The organism is Streptomyces sp. 3-6 (assembly GCF_056323165.1).
On sequence record NZ_JBWHZP010000002.1, the window covers coordinates 207,967 to 222,796 of the forward strand.

Annotated in this window: 12 protein-coding genes and 1 pseudogene; all 13 read right to left on the reverse strand. The window is 74.2% G+C overall.

All coding sequences use genetic code 11. The features are described 5' to 3' along the window. Position 1 precedes the first annotated feature (1 nt). Positions 2–1,105 (reverse strand): aliphatic sulfonate ABC transporter substrate-binding protein, encoded by a 1,104-nt coding sequence (locus tag AC02VZ_RS05110; RefSeq protein WP_476474626.1) that lies wholly within the window; start codon positions 1,103–1,105, stop codon positions 2–4. A 252-nt stretch (positions 1,106–1,357) separates the two neighbouring features. Next, complete coding sequence (locus AC02VZ_RS05115; protein ID WP_476474627.1) at positions 1,358–2,692, reverse strand: sulfate adenylyltransferase subunit 1; 1,335 nt, start codon at positions 2,690–2,692, stop codon at positions 1,358–1,360. A gap of 2 nt (positions 2,693–2,694) precedes the next feature. Next, entirely contained in the window at positions 2,695–3,648 is a 954-nt protein-coding gene (gene cysD / locus AC02VZ_RS05120; protein WP_476474628.1) for a sulfate adenylyltransferase subunit CysD, read from the reverse strand. Further along, positions 3,645–4,181, reverse strand: a complete 537-nt coding sequence (gene cysC, locus AC02VZ_RS05125) for an adenylyl-sulfate kinase (RefSeq protein ID WP_476474742.1) — start codon at positions 4,179–4,181, stop codon at positions 3,645–3,647. Before cysC ends, cysD begins: the two co-directional genes overlap by 4 nt. Positions 4,182–4,207: 26 nt before the next feature. After that, positions 4,208–4,918, reverse strand: coding sequence for a phosphoadenylyl-sulfate reductase (locus AC02VZ_RS05130; RefSeq protein WP_432057901.1), 711 nt, complete (start codon positions 4,916–4,918; stop codon positions 4,208–4,210). Further along, positions 4,915–5,094 (reverse strand): hypothetical protein, encoded by a 180-nt coding sequence (locus tag AC02VZ_RS05135; RefSeq protein ID WP_476474629.1) that lies wholly within the window; start codon positions 5,092–5,094, stop codon positions 4,915–4,917. Before AC02VZ_RS05135 ends, AC02VZ_RS05130 begins: the two co-directional genes overlap by 4 nt. Continuing rightward, a complete protein-coding gene (locus AC02VZ_RS05140) occupies positions 5,091–6,788 on the reverse strand; it encodes a nitrite/sulfite reductase (RefSeq protein ID WP_432057903.1) in 1,698 nt (565 codons plus the stop codon). The genes AC02VZ_RS05135 and AC02VZ_RS05140 overlap by 4 nt, the downstream gene beginning before the upstream one ends. 232 nt (positions 6,789–7,020) lie before the next feature. Beyond that, positions 7,021–7,104 (reverse strand): putative leader peptide, encoded by an 84-nt coding sequence (locus tag AC02VZ_RS05145; protein ID WP_360594463.1) that lies wholly within the window; start codon positions 7,102–7,104, stop codon positions 7,021–7,023. A 127-nt stretch (positions 7,105–7,231) separates the two neighbouring features. Further along, positions 7,232–7,804: a GNAT family N-acetyltransferase gene (locus AC02VZ_RS05150; RefSeq protein ID WP_432057904.1), complete on the reverse strand. Its 573-nt coding sequence runs from the start codon at positions 7,802–7,804 to the stop codon at positions 7,232–7,234. Positions 7,805–8,016: 212 nt separating this feature from the next. Continuing rightward, a complete protein-coding gene (locus tag AC02VZ_RS05155; protein WP_476474630.1) occupies positions 8,017–9,366 on the reverse strand; it encodes a hypothetical protein in 1,350 nt (449 codons plus the stop codon). Positions 9,367–9,568: 202 nt separating this feature from the next. After that, the gene (locus tag AC02VZ_RS05160; protein WP_432057906.1) at positions 9,569–10,774 is read right to left on the reverse strand and encodes a calcium:cation antiporter; all 1,206 of its coding nucleotides are present in this window, start codon (positions 10,772–10,774) and stop codon (positions 9,569–9,571) included. 545 nt (positions 10,775–11,319) lie between these two features. Next, positions 11,320–12,585 (reverse strand): annotated as a pseudogene (locus AC02VZ_RS05165) (helix-turn-helix domain-containing protein); the annotation flags it as partial. Positions 12,586–13,041: 456 nt separating this feature from the next. Beyond that, positions 13,042–14,676 carry an acyl-CoA dehydrogenase family protein gene (locus AC02VZ_RS05170; protein ID WP_476474631.1) on the reverse strand — a complete coding sequence of 545 codons (1,635 nt, stop codon included), beginning with the start codon at positions 14,674–14,676 and terminating at the stop codon, positions 13,042–13,044. Positions 14,677–14,830 lie beyond the last annotated feature (154 nt).

Consider the following 14,830-nt stretch of genomic DNA (forward strand, 5'->3'; position numbering starts at 1 on the left):
GTCACGGGGCGCCGAGTCCGGCGTCGTCGACGGTGGGGGCGCCCGTGTCCGCCAGGACCTTGTTGAGGGGCGCGAGGTCGTAGATGCCGTCCAGGCGGGCCGATTCCAGCAGGCCCGCGTCGACGGCGTGGCGGGCCTGGGTGGAGAGGGTGGCGGCGAGCGGGTCGTCGGTGAACCGGATCGACGCCCACGCCGGGTCGAGGACCTCGGCCGGGAGGGCCTTGCCGACGTCGAGGGCCAGCTGCTCGTTCGCGGCCTTCTTCGCCTCCCGCGGGTGGGCGTTGATCCACCGGTTGGCCGCCACCGACGCGCGCAGCACCGCCTCGACGGCCGCCGGGTGCTCCCGCAGGAACTCCTGCCGCACGACGATGTTGGTGATGACGAACTTCTCGTCCGGCCACAGCGACGCCTCGTCCAGCAGCACCTTCCCGCCGTCGGCGACCAGCTGGGAGGCGGTCGGTTCCGGCACCCAGGCTCCGTCGACCGAACCCGACCGGAAGGCGTCCGGGGTGACCTTGTTGTCGCTGCGGACCACCGTCACGTCGCCCTTCCCGCTCAGCGGGTCGACCGTCCAGCCGCGCCCGGCCGCCCAGTCGAGGAAGGCGACGTCCTGCGTGTTGCCGAGCTGCGGGGTCGCGATCCGCTTGCCCTCGACGTCGTCCAGGGAACGGATCCGGTCCGGGTTCACCACCAGCTTCACCCCGCCGGACGCCGAACCGCCGATGATCCGCAGGTTCCTGCCCCTGGCCTTGACGTAGCCGTTGACGGCGGGGGAGGGGCCGATCCAGCCGATGTCGACGGAGCCGGAGTTCAGCGCCTCGATCTGGGAGGGTCCGGCGTTGAACACCGCGTACCGCGCCCGGGTCGCGCCGAGTTCCTTCTGGAAGAAGCCCTTGCGGTGGCCCACCAGCGCGGTCCCGTGCGTGAGGTTCCCGAAGTAGCCGATCCGGACGGAGTCGAGGCCGTCGGTCTTCTGCGCCCCGGCCGCGATCTCGGCGGTGCCGCGGTCCTTGGCCTGCGAGCCGTAGCCGCAGGCGGCCAGGGCGAGCAGGGGGAGCACGGCCAGCACGGTGAGCGCGCGGCGCGGGACGGATGTGGCAGACACGGGAGGTGTTCCTCTCGAAGGGCCCGGCGGTCGCGCGAGGCTCAGGTCGCGGCCGGGTGGTCGGCGGGTTCTCGCCGGTGACGGCGGGGGCGGTGGGCGCGCGGGCGGCGCGCGTACGTCATCGCGCACATCGCGCGACCCCGCCCTGTCCTCCGCCGAACTCCGTCCGGGGGGACCTCCGGCCCGGGGCCCCGTTGCGGGCCGGCCGGCCCTGCTCGGCGCGTGGGGCGCGGACGTCGGTGCCGTTCATGGTCAGAAGTCCCACCCGTCGTCCTCGGCCGGGTTCTTGACCGGCTCGGGTGCGGCGAAGGACTCGCCGACCATGCCGGCGGTCAGCGTGGTGCCGTCGGCGGGGTCGATGAGGATGAAGGAGCCGGTGCGCCGGGAGTCCGAGTAGGAGTCGGCCGGCAGCGGCTCGGCGGTGCGGATCCTCACCCGGCCGATGTCGTTGGCGGCCAGCGTGCCGGGGTGCGGGTGCAGGGACAGGTCGTCCAGGGCCAGCCGCGACGGGATGTCCTTGACGATCGCCTTGACCGTGCGGGTGCCGTGCTTGAGCAACACCCGGTGGCCGACGGTGAGCGGCTGGTCGGCGACGTGGCACACGGTGGCGTCGAGGTCCTGCGTGGTGGCGGGGGCGTCCTCGGCGGGCACCAGCAGGTCGCCGCGGGAGATGTCGATGTCGTCGGCCAGCAGCAGGGTCACCGACTGCGGTGTCCAGGCCGCCTCGACGGGCTCCCCGAGCAGGTCGATCCCGGTGATCGTGGTCGACCGTCCGGAGGGCAGCACGGTCACCGCGTCGCCCACCCGGAACGTGCCGGCGGCGATCTGGCCGGCGTAGCCCCGGTAGTCGGGGTGCTCGGCGCTCTGCGGCCGGATCACGTACTGCACCGGCAGCCGGGCGTGGCAGTGCGTCAGGTCGTGGCTGACCGGCACGGTCTCCAGGTGTTCCAGGACCGTCGGGCCGCCGTACCAGTCCATGTGCGAGGACGGCTCCACCACGTTGTCGCCCACCAGCGCCGAGATCGGCACCGCGGTCACCTCGGGCACGCCCAGCTCGGTCGCGTACGCGGTGAACTCCTCGGCGATGGCGGCGAACACCGGCTCCCGGTAGCCGACCAGGTCCATCTTGTTCACGGCGAGCACCACGTGCGGCACCCGCAGCAGGGCGGCGATCGCCGCGTGCCGCCGGGTCTGCTCGACCACGCCGTTGCGGGCGTCGACCAGGATCACCGTCAGCTCGGCGGTGGACGCGCCGGTGACCATGTTCCGGGTGTACTGCACGTGGCCCGGGGTGTCGGCGAGGATGAACCGGCGCCGGGGCGTGGCGAAGTAGCGGTAGGCCACGTCGATGGTGATGCCCTGCTCCCGCTCGGCCCGCAGGCCGTCGGTGAGCAGCGCCAGGTCGGGCGCCTCCTGGCCGCGGCTCGCCGACGCCCGCTCCACGGCCTCCAGCTGGTCGGTGAGGACCGACTTGGAGTCGTGCAGCAGCCGGCCCACCAGGGTGGACTTGCCGTCGTCGACGGAACCGGCGGTGGCGAACCGCAGCAGGGTGGTCTCCGCGAGCGCCTCGGACGTGATCGTGCTCATCTCTAGAAGTACCCCTCGCGCTTGCGGTCTTCCATCGCGGCCTCGGAGAGCCTGTCGTCGGCGCGGGTGGCGCCGCGCTCGGTGAGCCGGGAGGCGGCGATCTCCGTGATCACCTTCTCGATGGTGTCGGCGTCGGAGTCGACGGCGCCGGTGCAGGACATGTCGCCCACCGTCCGGTACCGCACGGTCCGCTTCTCCACCGGCTCGTCGTCCTTCGGGCCGCCCCACTCGCCGGCCGTCAGCCACATCCCGGCCCGCCGGAACACCTCGCGCTCGTGCGCGAAGTAGATCTCCGGCAGCTCGATGCGCTCCCGGGCGATGTACTGCCACACGTCCAGCTCGGTCCAGTTGGACAGCGGGAACACCCGGACGTGCTCACCGGGGGCGTGCCGGCCGTTGTACAGGTTCCACAGCTCGGGGCGCTGGCGGCGCGGGTCCCACTGGGAGAACTCGTCGCGCAGCGAGAACACCCGCTCCTTGGCCCGGGCCTTCTCCTCGTCGCGCCGGCCGCCGCCGAACACGGCGTCGAACCGCTCGGCGGCGATCTTCTCGGTGAGCGGCAGCGTCTGCAGCGGGTTGCGGGTGCCGTCGGGGCGTTCCTTGAGCACCCCGCGGTCGATGTAGTCCTGCACGGACGCGACGTGCAGCCGCAGTCCGTGCCGGGCGACGGCGCGGTCGCGGTAGTCGAGGACCTCGGGGAAGTTGTGCCCGGTGTCCACGTGCAGCAGGGCGAAGGGCACCGGCCCGGGCGCGAACGCCTTGAGCGCCAGGTGCAGCATGAGGATGGAGTCCTTGCCGCCGGAGAAGAGGATCACCGGGTTCTCGAACTCTCCGGCCACCTCGCGGAAGATGTGCACCGCCTCCGACTCGAGCGCGTCGAGGTGGGAGAGGGCGTACGGGCCCGGGGACCCCTCCGCGCCACCGGTGTTCTCCGTGACCGTTGCGACGGTCGTCATGCCAGTCCCCTTTCACTCAGCAGGGTGTGCACCGCCGCGGCGGACTCCTGGACGGTCTGGTGCTGCGACTCGATGCGCAGGTCGGGCGCCTTGGGCTCCTCGTACGGGTCGTCCACGCCGGTCAGTCCGCTGAGTTCGCCCGCGGCCTGCCTGGCGTACAGGCCCTTGACGTCCCGCACGGAGCACACCTCGACCGGGGTCGCCACGTGCACCTCGACGTAGGGCGTGCCGTCGGCCGCGTGCCGCCCCCGCACCGCTTCCCGGCTGTCGGCGTAGGGCGCGATGACGGGGACGAGGACGGTGACGCCGTTGCGGGCGAGCAGTCCGGCGACGAAGCCGATGCGCTGCACGTTGGTGTGCCGGTCCTCGCGGCTGAAGCCGAGGCCCGCCGAGAGGAACTCGCGGATCTCGTCGCCGTCGAGCACCTCCACGCGCCGGCCCGAGGCGCGCAGCCGCCCGGCGAGTTCGTGGGCGATGGTGGTCTTGCCGGCGCTCGGCAGACCCGTGAGCCAAACGGTGGCTCCGGTCGTCACGGTGGTCTCCTGAAGGTTCGTCATGGTCAGCCGTGCAGCCCGCACTCGGTCTTGCCGCGGCCCGCCCAGCGGCCGGCGCGGGCGTCCTCGCCCTCCAGCACGCGGCGGGTGCAGGGCGCGCAGCCGACGGAGGCGTAGCCGTCGGTCAGCAGCGGGTTGGTCAGCACGCCGTGCTCGGCGACGTAGGCGTCCACGTCGTCCTGGGTCCAGCGGGCGATCGGCGAGACCTTGACCTTGCCCCGCTTCTCGTCCCAGCCGACCACCGGGGTGTGGGCCCGGGTCGGGGACTCCTCGCGGCGCAGCCCGGTCGCCCACGCCTGATACTCCGTCAGGCCCTGTTCCAGCGGCAGCACTTTGCGCAGCCGGCAGCACAGGTCGGGGTCGCGGTCGTGCAGCCTCGGGCCGTACTCGGCGTCCTGCTCGGCCACCGTCTGCCGCGGGGTGAGCGTGATGACGTTGACGTCCATCACGGCGTCGACCGCGTCCCGGGTGCCGATGGTCTCCTCGAAGTGGTAGCCGGTGTCCAGGAACACCACGTCCACGCCGGGCATCGCCCGGGAGGCGAGGTGGGCGACGACCGCGTCCTCCATCGAGGAGGTCACGCAGAAGCGCCGGCCGAACGTCCCCGCCGCCCAGCGCAGGATCTCCAGCGCGGGGGCGTCCTCCAGCTCCCGCCCGGCCCGCTCGGCGAGCCCTTTCAACTCCTGCGCCGTGTAAGCGTCCTGACGTACCGTCATGCCGCGTCCCCTCCCGTGTCCGCCTGCCGGGTCCCGCGGGCCAGCAGCCCGAGGAACTTCAGCCGGAAGGCCCGGTTGCAGGCGGCGCACTCCCAGGCCCCCGGTCCGTCCTCGCCGGGACGCAGGTCCTCGTCGCCGCAGTAGGGGCAGTGGAACGGGGCCGCCCGCTCGCTCACGACAGGGCCTCCTCGGAGGCGCGCGCGGCCCAGACCGCGAACCGCTCGCCGTCCTCGCGCTCCGCCTGGAAGCGCTTCAGGACCCGCTCGATGTAGTCCGGCAGTTCGTCGGAGGTCACCTTCAGACCGCGCACCTTGCGGCCGAAGGACGGCTCCAGGCCGAGGGCGCCGCCCAGGTGCACCTGGTAGCCGCCGACCTGACGGCCCTCGGCGTCGGTGACGAGCTGGCCCTTGAGACCGATGTCCGCGGTCTGGATGCGGGCGCAGGCGTTGGGGCAGCCGTTGAGGTTGATGGTGAGGGGTTCGTCGAAGTCCGGCAGCCGGCGCTCGAGTTCGTCGATGAGCTCGCTGCCTCGCTCCTTGGTCTCCACGATGGCCAGCTTGCAGAACTCGATGCCGGTGCAGGCCATGGTGCCGCGCCGGAACGGAGAGGGGGTGACCCGCAGGTCCAGCGCCTCCAGCCCGTCGACGAGGGAGTCGACCCGGTCCTGCGGCACGTCCAGGACGATCATCTTCTGCTCGACGGTGGTGGAGACCCGTCCGGAGCCGTGCTCCTCGGCCAGCGCGGCGACCTTGGTGAGCAGCGAGCCGTCCATGCGGCCCACGCGCGGGGCGAAGCCCACGTAGAAGCGGCCGTCCTTCTGGCGGTGCACGCCGATGTGGTCGCGCCACTGCCGGGCGGGCATCTCGGGCGCCGGGCCGTCGATCAGCTTGCGGCCGAGGTAGTCGTCCTCCAGGACCTGGCGGAACTTCTCCGCCCCCCAGTCGGCGACCAGGAACTTCAGCCGGGCGCGGTTGCGCAGCCGGCGGTAGCCGTGGTCGCGGAAGATCGTGGTGACCGCCTCCCACACGTCCGGCACGTCCTGCTCCGGCACCCACGCGCCCAGCCGCACACCGAACTTGGGGTTGGTGGACAGCCCGCCGCCGACCCACAGGTCGAAGCCGGGCCCGTGCTCGGGGTGGACCACGCCGACGAACGAGATGTCGTTGATCTCGTGCGCCACGTCCAGCAGCGGGGAGCCGGAGACGGCCGTCTTGTACTTGCGCGGCAGGTTGGAGAAGCGCGGGTCGCCGATGTAGCGGCGGACGATCTCGTCCAGGGCGGCGGTGCCGTCGATGATCTCGTCCTCGGCGACGCCCGCCACCGGGGAGCCGAGCATGCCGCGCGGGCAGTCGCCGCACGCCTCGGTGGTGGACAGGCCGACCGCCTCCAGGCGTTCCCAGATCGTGGGCACGTCCTCGATGCGCACCCAGTGGAACTGGACGTTCTGCCGGTCGGTGATGTCCGCGGTGCCCCGGGCGTAGGTCTCGGAGAGTTCACCGATCACCCGCAGCTGCTCGGTGGTCAGCCGTCCGCCGGTGATGCGGACCCGCAGCATGAAGTACTCGTCCTCCAGCTCCTCCGGCTCCAGCACCCCGGTGCGCCCGCCGTCGATGCCGGGGCGGCGCTGGGTGTACAGCCCCCACCAACGGAAGCGCCCGCGCAGGTCGTTGGGGTCGATGGAGTCGAAACCGCGCTTGGAGTAGATCGTCTCAATACGTGTCCGTACGTTGAGACCGTCGTCGTCCTTCTTGAGCTGCTCGTTGCCGTTCAGCGGGGTGTGGTGACCCGCCGCCCACTGACCCTCGCCGCGGTGACGGCTCACCTTGCGGCGGACAGACGCGGCGGCGGACTTCGGCGGGGTGGCGGCCATGGGGGGTACGTCCTTCGGACAGCGGTGGATGATGTCGGCGCGCGGCGCCGACGGGTGCGTGGCGGGGTCGGACGGCAGGTGTACGGCCCTGACCGGCGCTTTCGCGGCGTGCGGCAGACCTGCGCGTCATTGCGCGGGCACGGGCGCGGGAGAGCGGAGGGAGGCCGAGGGCCTCGGAGGGAGGAGAACCGGTGGTGCTGGAGCCCGTGGCCGAGGGGCCACTGAGGGGGCGTCAGCGCATCGGACAGATGGCGCTGGACATGCGGCCGAGGTCGACGTGCCGCCGACTCACCAAGGCGATTCCAGTTCCAGGCATGGCGGAAGCGTGGCACGGCGCTCGGGAGCCAGTCCAGCTTCATCCAAAATGCGGACACCCTTGTCTCGTTGTGCGAGACAAGGGTGTCCTTGGTCACGTTTGGCGCGGACGGTCTTGCCGACGCCGGTCAGGCGGGGTAGGCCCCCGGCCACGGGCCCGGGGTCACCACGTCGGGCTCCTCCTCCACCGTGGTGTCGAACAGCCGGAAACCGCGCCGCAGGTAGTTGTCCATGGCGTGCTCGCCGTCCTTGCTGCACGTGTGCAGCCACACCCGGCGGGTCGGTTTCAGGCCGGGCCACCGCTCCGCCAGGTCCCACGCCCGCGCCACCCCGTACGACAGCAGGTGGCCGCCGATGCGGCGCCCCCGGAAGGCGGGGATCAGCCCGAAGTAGACGATCTCCACCACACCGTCGTCCTGGGCCTGCAGCTCCACGTACCCGGCGGGCGTCCCGCGGTCCTGGGCGACCCACGTCTCCACACCCGGCTGCCCCAGGTGCTCCGCCCACTGCGCGTACGTCCAGCCCAGCCGGTCGGTCCAGCGGATGTCACCGCCGACGGACGCGTACAGGAAGCGGCTGAACTCCGGCGAGGGCACCTCGGCGCGGACGATCCGCACGTCCCCCTCCGGCACGGCGGCCGGCCGGAGGTCGGCGGGCGCCGTCTGCTCCAGCGACCAGGTGGTCACGGTGATGGTCTTCATGTCCGAAAGAGAACCATCCCCGACGGGCCCCTGTCGAACGTCCGGCCGCCTTTCCGGACACTGCGACCGGCGTCCGGCGGTGCTCCCCGGCGGCCCCGGAGCAATCCGACGACCGGCGTCCCCGGCGCCGTCGTCCGGCCGACCGCGCCCCCGGGACGGCCCCGGGGCGGCCCCGGACGGGCCGGCCGGCCGGACCGCGGGAGGCGACCGGATCAGTCCAGGGAGCGGTCCACCGAGTCCAGCGGCAGCGCGAACAGCATCCGGCCGGACTGCGACCACACCTCACCGGTCTCCTGCCAGTGGGACAGCGAGCCCGCGTCACCGCTCCAGCAGCGGTACGTGTCGTCCGCCCCGCAGCGGACGGGGCGCGCCCCCTCCGTGTCCTGCCGCCACAGCGTCCCCCGCTCGTCGGGCGTCCCGGTCACCCGTCCCAGGTACCAGCCCGACCGGTGGGACAGCACGCTGCGCACGTCGGTCAGCCGGGTCTCGTACGCCGCGACCGCGTCGACGCGCGACGCCGGGTCCGTCGCCAGGAGACCGGACCGCAGCGGGTCCACGCTGAACGCGTACCGCCACAACCGGGTCGGCCCGTCGTCGTCGCCCTCGGGCCGCGCCTCGTGCGCCACCAGGCTGTCCGGCGTGGTGCTGCGGTCCAGCGAGATACCGCCCGGCAGCGGGGCGTCGGCGCCCGTCGTCCGGTACGCGCCCACCGCCGGGAGCACGTACCGCGCCCCGGCCGCCGACCAGCCGTCGGCCACCCGGCCCACCGACGGGCCCGACACGGAGGCCCGCTGCACCCGGTCGATGTCGTAGACGTACAGCGCGCTGCCGTCCTGCCGGTCGGCGGTCACCAGCAGTTTGTCCTGATACCAGACCATCCCGGACACCGACGACGCCAGCGCCCGGTAGTCCCGGCCCTCCTGGACCGGTACGGCCAGCAGCACCCAGGTGTAGCTGGGTCCGCCGGCGGCGTCCCGGTCCACGAACGCGACCCGCGCCAGGCCGTCCCGGCCGGTGGTGCCGTCGGCGCCGTCCGGCGAGCCGTCCGCCGACGCGTCCCCCGGGCCGCCGCTCACCGGACCGGACCGGCTCCAGCCGGACAGGATCACCCGGTGCGGGCCCCAGCGGCCGTCGTCGTCGGCGTCGCCGGACGTGGTGACCGCGCCCGCCTCCCAGCCGCTGGTGTCGGCACCGTCCCAGCAGTACGCGCGGGTCGCCTCGGGCTCGACGGGCAGCGCCCGCCGGTCGTCCGCCGGACAGGAGTCCGCCTCCCGCAGCACCCCGTCCGCGTCGGCGAGCACGGCGTCCATCGGGACGGCCGGGCCCATCCCGTCGGACAGCCGGTCCAGCCAGTCCCGCGGCACCGGGCGCTCGGTCAGCCGCAGCGGTGCCGTCGCTTCGGCGGAGGTGAGGGACTCCAGCGCCCCGGGATCGTCGGCCACGGTGGCCTGCGAGGTGCTGATCATCGTGGCGGCGGCGGTCAGCGCCAGGGCCGTCCCGGCCAGCGCCGCCCGCAGTGCTCTGCCCCGCCGACGACGGCGGTGTCTGCCGCGATGCTTCATACCGTCCTCCCGAGGCGAGCCAACTGCGTCCCGCGATCCTTGCGTTGACACGGGGCAGGGTGGGGTGGCCCGGAAGGCGATGCTACGACAGCCGCACCCGGCCCGGGGCGAGGACCCGGCAAGTGCGCGGAAACCGTGACCGTCGGGGTGCCCCGCGGCCGACCGGGACCGGCGGCGGGCGCCGGGACGGGGCATCCGCGCGTCACGCGAAGACGGCCAGCCCGTACAGGACGAACACCATCAGGTGCGCCGGCCCGTGCAGGGCGGTGACCCGCCGCCCGGTGAAGGTGACGGCCGTCAGCAGCAGGCTGACCCCCAGAAGGACGAGGTGGGTCGTGCTCTCGGCGAGGACCACCCGCTGCCCGGTGACCAGTCCGATCGTCAGCACGGCGGGAATGGTGAGCCCGACCGTGGACACCAGGGCTCCGTGGCACAGGTTGCTCACCCGCTGCATCTCCCCGCCCAGGGCGGCCCGGAGCGTGGTGATGGTCTCGGGCAGGAAGACGATCATCGCGATGACGACACCGGACAGCGCCACCGGCGCGCCCGCGCGGGCCAGGCCGTCGTCGAGCAGGGCCGCCATGTCGTGGGACAGCAGCACGATCGGCACCACCGTCGCCACCAGCAGCAGGGTCCGGGTGACGACCTCCGCACGCCGGCCGGCCGACGGCCCGGCCGCCTCCCGGTGTGAGGCGTGGGGGCCGGCGGCCGGGGCGGGGCGCGCGGCCGTGTCCGGGCCCGGGTCCGTGGCACGACCGGGGGCCGTGACCGGGCCCGGGAGGGGGACGACCTCCTGGAAGTCGGCGCGCTGGGCCCCCGTCTGGCGGAGGAGGAAGAACCCGTAGAGGACGACGGTGAGCGCGCTCAGGGCGACCGCCTGCCCCGGCCGGTAGGCGCCGTCGGTGCCGATGAGCCCGGGGAACGCGAACGCCACGGCCAGCAGCACCACCAGGAGCGCCAGGTAGGCCGAGACGCCGGTGCGGTTGGGCCGGAGGTCGTCGTGCCGGAGACCCCCGGCCAGCAGGGCCGCGCCGACGACCAGGTTCAGGATGATCATCGACACGGCCATCACGGAGTCCCGGGCGATGGTCGCGTGTTCGCCCGGGCCCAGCATCACGGCGGCGATCAGCACGACTTCGATCAGGACGATGGAGAGGGTCAGCACCAGCGTCCCGTAGGGGTCGCCGAGCCGCCGGGCCAGGTGCTCGGCCTGGGCGACGACGCCGAAGGCGCAGACCACGATCACCGCGACGATCGCCGCGAGCACCGTCCACAGCACGGGGGCCGACAGATGTCCGGAGAGGAAGGGGCGGGCGGCCAGGGTGGCGAGGAAGGCGCCCCAGCCGAGGGCCGGCCGGGCGAGCGCGGAGGGGGTGAGGACCGTTCGCAGGAGGGAGGGTGTGGGCACGGATGTCTACACGTTCTGCCGGGTCGTCCCTGCTCGTACCGCACCGGCGGGTCGTCCCGACGGCGTCCTTCCCCCTCACTGTACCCGGCGCCCCGGCCCCGCCGACGCACCGGGCGCACCTCCCGCGACCTGGGACGACACGACCCGTAGCGGCAGCACCCGCCACCGGGCGTCACCGGGCCGGCACGGCTCCGGGACCCACCGGCGGGCCCCTGTCTCCGGGTGTCTCCGGGCGGCCACCGCTCCGGGACCCACCGGCGGGCCCCTGTCACCGGGTGTCTCCGTGCGGAGGGCGTCCGCCGGGGCGGTCACCCCGGCCGGGAACCGTGACCTCAAGGCTCCGTGGCCGGAGCCGGGTGACGGGTCCCGCCCCGGCCGCCCGGACGCGGCTCCGGCACCGGGGCCGCCGCGTGCGATCCGGCCGCCGCGACCGGAGCCGGGCCCGCACCCTCCGCGCGCGGGTCCGCCCCCGCTGCCGCTGTCGCTGTCGCCGCGCGCGGGTCCGCCCCGGCGGTCACGGTCGCCGTCGCCGTGCGCGGATCCGGCTCGGCAGTCGCCGCCTGCCGCCGGGCCACCTCGGCCGCGGCCCCCGTGAACAGGCCCCGCGGGTCGTCCGGCAGCAGCACGTCCACCTCGACGTCCTCCGCGAACCGGTACGGGCGGTGCTCCAGCAGCCCGCCGAGGTACCTCCGCACCCGGGACATCTCCGCCCGCACCGTCACCGTGCGGCCGGGATCGCCGAACATCTCCTCCGCCAGTTCCGCCGCGCTGCGCCCGGACCGGTGCACCGCCAGCGCGTACAGCAACTCCGCGTGCCGCGGGCTCAGTTCCCGCGACCAGGCGCTCGCGCCGCCGGACACCGCGACCGACCAGCGGCGCGGCTCCCGCAGGTCCAGCTCGACCCGTCGGCCCGGGCAGGGCGCCGGCTCGTCCGCCGCCCGCACCAGCCAGCCCCCCGCCAGCGGCTCCACCGTCGACCGGCCCAGCACGGGCAGCCACCGCACCCCGGCCGACAACGACTTCGGCAACGCCAGCCGCCGCACGTACGGCATCCCCGTGACCGCAGCCGTCCACCCGTGCCGGTCGACCACCACGGCCCGCCCGTCGATGCGGGCCAGGACCGGCGCGGCCACCGCGCGCAGCCGTTCCAGGGACTGCTGGTGCAGGTCCCGCAGCCGGGCCTCCGCCAGCTTCGCCACCGAGTCGACCCAGGCCAGCGTCGCCGGGTGCATCGTGTCCAGCGGCCCGCTCACGTCGACCACGCCGATCAGCCGGCCGTCCCGCGGGTCCGTCACCGGTGCGCCGGTGCACGTCCAGGTCGCGTGGGAGCGGACGAAGTGCTCCGAGGCGAACACCTGCACCGGCCGCCGGGTGACGGCGGGCGTGCCCACCCCGTTGGTGCCGACGACGCTCTCCCGCCAGTCCGCGCCCACCTCCAGGCCCAGCACGTCGGCCCGGCGCAGCACCGGCGCGCTGCCCTCCCGCCACAGCACCCGGCCGTCGGCGTCGGCGACCACCATGATGTGCCGGGCGACGTCCGCCACCGTCAGCAGCCCGTCCCGCAACACCGGCAGCACGTGCCGCAGCGGCGACGCCTCGCGGCGGCGCCGCACCTCCTCCGGGGACAACAGCCGTGCCCGCACGTCGCGTTCGGGGTCGACGCCGCTGCGCAGCATCCGCGCCCACGACTCGCCGATCACCGGGCGCGGTGCCAACGGGGCCCGCTGCCCGGCCAGGGTGGCCGAGCGGACCTCGTCCAGCACCCGCGCGGCGCGCGTCGCGTCGACGGCGGCCAGATGCGTCATGTCCATCGGCGAGAGCGCCACTGGTCCTCCTGGGGGGAGAACTCGGGGAGTGGCCCGAGCGGCCGGCCGGCCGCGCCCCCGAGATCCGTTCTGACAGTTTGTCTCATGGTGCCGTCCGCGCCGGGCGGACGTCGCACTCCCGTCACACACAGCAGCATGTTGCAACCCCCTGCAACCCTGGTGAACACCCGCCCCACCGAGGGAGACTCCAGTGACGCCGTACTGAGCGGCGTCCGCGGTTCCCTGACCGGACCCGTGCGGCGGGGGTGGTGCCGTGTCGGCGCAGCACCACCCCCGCATGGGAGAGCCCCGGAGCCCTCCCCTCCGTCGCCTTCCCCTCCACCGGGCGCACCGGGTGAACCGAGCGGACCGGGTGAACCGAGCGGACCGGGCGAACCGGTCCCGGTCGGCGTGCCGGCCCGGCGGGTCCGTCGGCCGGGTTCCCCGCGCCCCCGGCCGTGGTCAGCGCGTCGGCCGCGCCCGGTCCACCAGCGACGCCAGGTCCAGGGTGTGCGGCAGCGTGCCGAAGACCGCGCCCCCGTCGCCGCCCAGCCGTCCCGCGCAGAACGCGTCCGCCACCTCCGGCGGCGCGAACCGCACCAGCAGCGACCCCTGGAGCACCAGGGCCAGCCGCTCCACCAGCCGCCGCGCCCGGCCCTCCACGCCGTCCAGGTCGGCCAGTTCGGTCAGCAGTCCCTTGACCGCCCCGTCCAGCCGGTGGTCCGCCCCGCGCGCGAGTCCCACCTCGCGCAGATACGCGTCCAGCGCCCCAGGCTCCCGGCGCAGGGCCCGCAGGACGTCCAGCGCCTGGACGTTGCCCGCGCCCTCCCAGACCGAGTTCAGCGGCGACTCCCGCACCAGCCGCGGCATCCCGGACTCCTCCACGTAGCCGTTGCCGCCCAGGCACTCCGCCGCCTCCACCACCAGCGGCGCACAGCGCTTGGTCACCCAGAACTTCGCCGCGGGCACCGCGATCCGCAGCAGCGCCCGCTCCTGCTCGCCGTCGTCGTCGTACGCGGCGGCCAGCCGCAGCGCCAGCGTCGTCGCGGCCTCCGACTCCAGGGCCAGGTCGGCCAGGACGTTGCGCATCAGCGGCTTGTCGATCAGCTTCCCGCCGAACGCCTCCCGGTGCGCGCAGTGGTGCACCGCCTGCGCCACCGCCTGCCGCATCAGTCCCGCCGAGCCGAGGACGCAGTCGAGCCGGGTCGCCGCCACCATCCCGATGATGGTGCGCACCCCCCGGCCCTCCTCGCCGACCCGGCGCGCCCACGTCCCGGCGAACTCGACCTCCGCCGAGGCGTTCGAACGGTTGCCCAGCTTGTCCTTCAGCCGCTGGATCAGGAACGTGTTGCGGGTGCCGTCCTCCAGGACCCGCGGCACCAGGAAGCAGGTCAGCCCGCCGGGTGCCTGCGCCAGCACCAGGAACGCGTCCGACATCGGTGCCGAGCAGAACCACTTGTGCCCGGTCAGCGCGTACGTGCCGTCCTCGGCGAGCGGGCGGGCCGCGGTGGTGTTCGCGCGGACGTCGCTGCCGCCCTGCTTCTCCGTCATCCCCATCCCGAACAGCGCCCCGGCCTTCTGCCCGGCCGGCCGCAGCCCGCGGTCGTAGACCTCCGACGTCAGGCGTGGCTCCCACACCGCGGCCAGGGCCGGATCGGTGCGCAGCGCCGGCACCGCCGCGTGCGTCATCGACAGGGGGCAGCAGTTCCCCGCCTCCACCTGCGTCCACACGACGAACGCCGCCGCCCGCCGCACGTGCCCGCCGGGCCGCCCCCAGGCCGACGTCAGGCCCGCGGACACCCCCTTGCCGAGCAGCCGGTGCCAGGACGGGTGGAACTCCACCTCGTCGATCCGGTGGCCGTAGCGGTCGTGCGTCCGCAGCCGCGGCGGATGCTCGTCGGCCAGCACCCCCCACTCCTGCACCTGCGCCGACCCCGACGTGCGGCCCAGGCCGGTCAGCTCCGCCTCGGCCTCCTCGCGCACCTGCGGATCCAGATGCCGTCCGACCGCCTCCACCAGGGCCCGGTCGGCGCCGAACACGTCGTACTGCACGAGGGGCGGAGCCTGGTTGGTCACGGTGTGCGTGGTGCCTGCCATGTCAGCGAACCTACCCCCAACCTCGGGCGCCTCACCCCGCACCGGCGGGCGGGGCCCGCCGGAACCGCCCGGTGCCGCCCGGTGCCGTCCGCCGGTGCCGTCCGGTGCCGGACGAATCCGCCGGTGGGTGAGTGCGAGCAGGCACGACGGATAC

Excerpts from the sequence above, each read along its gene's own strand:
- AC02VZ_RS05115 (WP_476474627.1), bottom strand. The coding sequence starts at position 2,692 with ATGAGCACGATCACGTCCGAGGCGCTCGCGGAGACCACCCTGCTGCGG.
- AC02VZ_RS05170 (WP_476474631.1), bottom strand. The coding sequence starts at position 14,676 with ATGGCAGGCACCACGCACACCGTGACCAACCAGGCTCCGCCCCTCGTG.
- AC02VZ_RS05145 (WP_360594463.1), bottom strand. The coding sequence starts at position 7,104 with ATGCCTGGAACTGGAATCGCCTTGGTGAGTCGGCGGCACGTCGACCTC.
- cysD (WP_476474628.1), bottom strand. The coding sequence starts at position 3,648 with ATGACGACCGTCGCAACGGTCACGGAGAACACCGGTGGCGCGGAGGGG.
- AC02VZ_RS05155 (WP_476474630.1), bottom strand. The coding sequence starts at position 9,366 with ATGAAGCATCGCGGCAGACACCGCCGTCGTCGGCGGGGCAGAGCACTG.
- AC02VZ_RS05150 (WP_432057904.1), bottom strand. The coding sequence starts at position 7,804 with ATGAAGACCATCACCGTGACCACCTGGTCGCTGGAGCAGACGGCGCCC.
- AC02VZ_RS05130 (WP_432057901.1), bottom strand. The coding sequence starts at position 4,918 with ATGACGGTACGTCAGGACGCTTACACGGCGCAGGAGTTGAAAGGGCTC.
- AC02VZ_RS05140 (WP_432057903.1), bottom strand. The coding sequence starts at position 6,788 with ATGGCCGCCACCCCGCCGAAGTCCGCCGCCGCGTCTGTCCGCCGCAAG.